Source organism: Coleofasciculus sp. FACHB-712 (assembly GCF_014695635.1).
Classification (GTDB): Bacteria; Cyanobacteriota; Cyanobacteriia; order Cyanobacteriales; family FACHB-T130; genus FACHB-T130.
In genome coordinates this window covers 1-3,900 of the sequence record NZ_JACJOQ010000346.1, presented here as the reverse complement: position 1 = coordinate 3,900, position 3,900 = coordinate 1, and the positions used below count along the sequence as shown (strand labels likewise).

General features: G+C 47.2%; 5 protein-coding genes and 1 pseudogene. 2 read left to right on the top strand and 4 right to left on the bottom strand.

What is annotated here, in order from left to right; all coding sequences use genetic code 11:
- On the bottom strand, nucleotides 1-1,199 hold a 1,199-nt coding region (gene groL / locus H6F50_RS08835; protein WP_190428398.1), incomplete at its 3' end, for a chaperonin GroEL.
- 121 nt (nucleotides 1,200-1,320) lie between these two features.
- Complete coding sequence (gene groES, locus H6F50_RS08830) at nucleotides 1,321-1,632, bottom strand: co-chaperone GroES (RefSeq protein WP_190412813.1); 312 nt, start codon at nucleotides 1,630-1,632, stop codon at nucleotides 1,321-1,323.
- Nucleotides 1,633-1,937: 305 nt separating this feature from the next.
- On the opposite strand from groES, the gene H6F50_RS08825 reads away from it, so the two are divergent.
- Both H6F50_RS08825 and H6F50_RS08820 read left to right on the top strand, forming a co-directional pair.
- Complete coding sequence (locus H6F50_RS08825; protein ID WP_190428397.1) at nucleotides 1,938-2,390, top strand: ferredoxin; 453 nt, start codon at nucleotides 1,938-1,940, stop codon at nucleotides 2,388-2,390.
- A gap of 201 nt (nucleotides 2,391-2,591) precedes the next feature.
- The gene (locus H6F50_RS08820; RefSeq protein ID WP_190412815.1) at nucleotides 2,592-3,239 is read left to right on the top strand and encodes a response regulator transcription factor; all 648 of its coding nucleotides are present in this window, start codon (nucleotides 2,592-2,594) and stop codon (nucleotides 3,237-3,239) included.
- A gap of 58 nt (nucleotides 3,240-3,297) precedes the next feature.
- Here H6F50_RS08820 and H6F50_RS08815 read toward each other — a convergent pair whose 3' ends face one another.
- Nucleotides 3,298-3,543, bottom strand: coding sequence for an NIL domain-containing protein (locus H6F50_RS08815; protein WP_347275919.1), 246 nt, complete (start codon nucleotides 3,541-3,543; stop codon nucleotides 3,298-3,300).
- 99 nt (nucleotides 3,544-3,642) lie between these two features.
- Nucleotides 3,643-3,900: pseudogene (locus H6F50_RS08810) on the bottom strand (sulfate ABC transporter permease subunit CysW); the annotation flags it as partial.

The window sequence follows — 3,900 nt, the reverse complement described above, 5'->3', positions numbered from 1 at the left end:
GCGTTGATGGCATCTTCCAGACGCAGCTTCTTGTCCTTCATTTCGGTTTCGGTCGCAGCGCCCACTTTGACGACGGCGACGCCACCAGCCAGTTTAGCTAGACGCTCTTGCAGCTTCTCGCGGTCGTAGGAAGAATCGGTTTCGTCCATTTGACGGCGGATTTGCTCGCAACGAGACTTCACAGCAGCTTCGTTGCCTTCAGCGACAATTGTGGTGTTGTCCTTGGTGATGTTGATGCGGCGAGCTTTGCCCAGCATTTCTAACCGGGTGCTTTCCAGCTTCAGACCAGCATCTTCGGTGATCAGCTGACCGCCAGTGAGAACGGCAATGTCTTCTAGCATTGCTTTACGGCGATCGCCAAAACCAGGAGCCTTGACAGCAGCCACATTCAGCACACCCCGCAGGCGGTTAACCACTAGGGTTGCCAGTGCTTCTTTCTCGATGTCCTCAGCGATAATGATCAGAGGACGACCAGCACGAGCGACTTGCTCCAGAACGGGCACTAAGTCTTGGACAAGCGTGATTTTCTTGTCGGTCAGCAGGATGAAAGGCTCTTCCAGAACCGCTTCCATCCGCTCCATGTCGGTAGCGAAGTAGGGAGAGATGTAGCCTTTGTCAAAGCGCATCCCTTCGGTGATTTCTAGTTCGGTGGTCATGGACTTCCCTTCTTCCAGGGAGATGACGCCTTCCTTGCCCACCTTATCCATCGCTTCAGCGATCATCCGACCAACTTCTTCGTCGTTACCAGCAGAGATGGTACCAACTTGAGCGATCGCTTTGGAATCTTCTACTTGTTTGGCGTGTTCGGCAATTCTTTCCACCAGGAAGCCAGTGGCTTTGTCAATCCCGCGCTTCAGAGAAATTGCATTCGCACCCGCAGCAACGTTTCTCAAGCCCTCTTTTACGATTGCGTGAGCGAGAACGGTTGCAGTCGTGGTGCCATCACCAGCAGCATCATTGGTCTTAGAAGCAGCTTGACGAATTAAGGAGACACCCGTGTTTTCAACGTGATCTTCTAATTCAATTTCTTTGGCAATGGTGACACCATCATTCACGATTTGCGGTGCGCCAAACTTCTTCTCTAGTACCACGTTGCGGCCTTTAGGGCCGAGAGTAACAGCCACTGCTTCAGCTAGGATGTCCATCCCTTTTTCCAGGGCGCGACGAGCGTTTTCGTTGTAAATAATGCGCTTAGCCATAGTTCCTCAGTTGTTTTGAGTTTTGAGTTTTGAGTTTTGAAGGAGTGTTGAGCGTTGAGTTTTGAGCGTTGAGTTAAGCAGATGTTTTTAACTCGGAACTCTCAACTCAGAACTCATAACTTTATGAAACGACTGCTAAAATGTCCTTCTCTGAGAGCAGAACGTACTCTTCTGTGCCGAGTTTGATGTCTGTGCCAGCGTACTTGGAGTAGAGAACCTTGTCGCCCACAGAGACTTCCAACTCAACACGAGTGCCTTTGTCATCGCGCTTGCCAGGTCCCACAGCGACGACTTCCCCTACTTGAGGCTTTTCTTTGGCATTATCAGGAAGAAGAATTCCACCAGCGGTTTTCTCTTCAGCAGCGCTCACTTTCACAAAAACGCGATCGCCCAGCGGCTTAACAGTGGATACGCTTAGAGATACAGCTGCCATACAAACTTCGCTCCTATTACAGGTTTGACTCAAGACACACGATTCGTTCGTTGAGAATTAGCACTCTCAACCTCTGAGTGCTAATTTAGCCCAACCAGTGTGCGATCGCAACAAAATTCTTTGTACGGGTTCCCGAACTTATCCGGTTGTCGGAAGACTTTAGTAGAAATGCTTAAGACACAAAGATAGCTTTAGTCATTGGGATGGCATAGCGCGATCGCACTCAATCTGCTAAAAAAAATTGGAACCGCTAAAATCTCCTAAAAAACGGATATCTCGCTTCTTCCAAGGAAATCAAATAAATAATGACTGAAAACACAGTGGCTGAGCCTAGCCCTGAAATTCCTGAAACTTGTCAATCATCAGACCCAAACGCTCTCGCCGCTTGTGTGCAGACCTTGGGACTGAATCAAATTCAGCGCCATGTCTTCATCTGTGCCGATCCAACCTTACCCCAGTGTTGCTCCAAGGAAACCAGTTTAGAATCTTGGAATTACTTGAAAAAGCGACTTAAAGAGCTAAAACTAGACAAGCCTTCCGACAAAAGCCCTCTTTGCATTTTCCGCACCAAAGCAAACTGTCTGCGAGTTTGCTCCCAAGGCCCAATTCTAGTCGTTTACCCAGATGGTGTTTGGTATCGTGGAGCGACTCCTGAAGTCATTGAGCGGATTATCCAAGAACATCTGATTGGCAACAAAATTGTGCAAGAATACGCTTTCTTAGTTCATCCACTACCAAAACCCTATACAGTAACATAGTAGCTACGTTATATTCTTCCGTGTACCTACTAGATTTTCGTCGTTGTGACCCATGTCAGTGACTATAATTTTCTAAAAAGAGATTATAGGAATTGCCTAGACTTAGTAGGAGTCGGTGCAGCAGGGTGCTGAAAAAAACGTAAACTATACGTACAAAACGGTTAAAATTTTCACAATTCCAGGCTTGGCGAGTGGCACAGCATGAAAGACACCAGTATAAGAGATAACAAACGACTGTTGCTGATTGATGACGACCCCAACCTGATTTTGCTGGTCAAGGACTACCTGGAATTTCGGGGGTACGAAGTCATCACCGCTGAAAATGGTCGGGAAGCACTGGAAGTTCTAGAGCATGATATTCCTGACATGATTATCTGTGATGTCATGATGCCAGAGATGGACGGAATTGCCCTTGTGCAACACGTCAGAGAAGATCCCCGCATCAGCTGGATTCCAGTTCTATTCCTCTCAGCGAAAGGTCAAAGTCAAGACCGAGTCAAGGGTCTCAATACTGGGGCAGATGTCTACATGGTCAAGCCCTTTGAGCCAGAAGAATTGGTGGCGCAAGTGGAATCTTCTCTTAAGCAGGCCACTCGCCTAATTCATCATCCAGCTAGAGGAACCGAAGGAGGGTCGAAACTCCAGGTACCTGACACTGTAGAATTAACCCCGACCGAGCTGAAAGTAGTTCAGTTTGTGGCAAGAGGTATGGCAAATCGAGAAATTGCTGAGCAGATGAACGTCTCTCAGCGCACGATTGAGAGCCACGTATCCAATATGTTAGGTAAAACGAATCTCCATAACCGCACGGAGTTAGCTCGTTGGGCGATTGAGAGTAATATGGCTTAACAAATAAAAAGGCAAAATTAATAATTGAAATTATTAATTTTGCCTTTTTAAATTTTCGTTACCACCCATCTTGTTCGCTGTCAGATTTGCCCCACAGTTCTAGATCCAGTTCATTCAAATAAGTTAAGGCGCTTTGAAGTTGGCGAGTCGATCCTGAGAGTTCTAGGTCAAACCAGCCATCATCTCTAGCGTTGGCTCCTAAAAGGGCAGCAGCAATATTAACTGTGACACCGTGGTGAGAGACTAGTCGTGAGATGATTGGATCTTCCTGATATTCCTTGGGAATGCGGATTCTGACACGCATTTTAGTAGGTCTGTTATCTTCGTGCCCAGTCGTAGATTGAGCTGGTTTAGAGGTATTTACAGGCAAGTCATTTGTACTGTACATAGTCTTCAATTCCTCCTATTCAACATCTTTAATACTGGTTTTACGCTCTAGAATTTCTTTCAACACAAGGGTCACTAACGCGAGTGCGCCAAGCAGAACGGCGGCTGAGAAAGATGCTTGAGTCTGGTATTGCTTATAAGCTTCCTCCACAAACAACGGCAGGGTTTGAGTTTTGCCCGCAATATTGCCAGATACAACCGAGACGGCACCAAACTCGCCCATGACTCTGGCGTTGGTCAAAATGACGCCGTAGAGGAGACCCCAGCGAATATT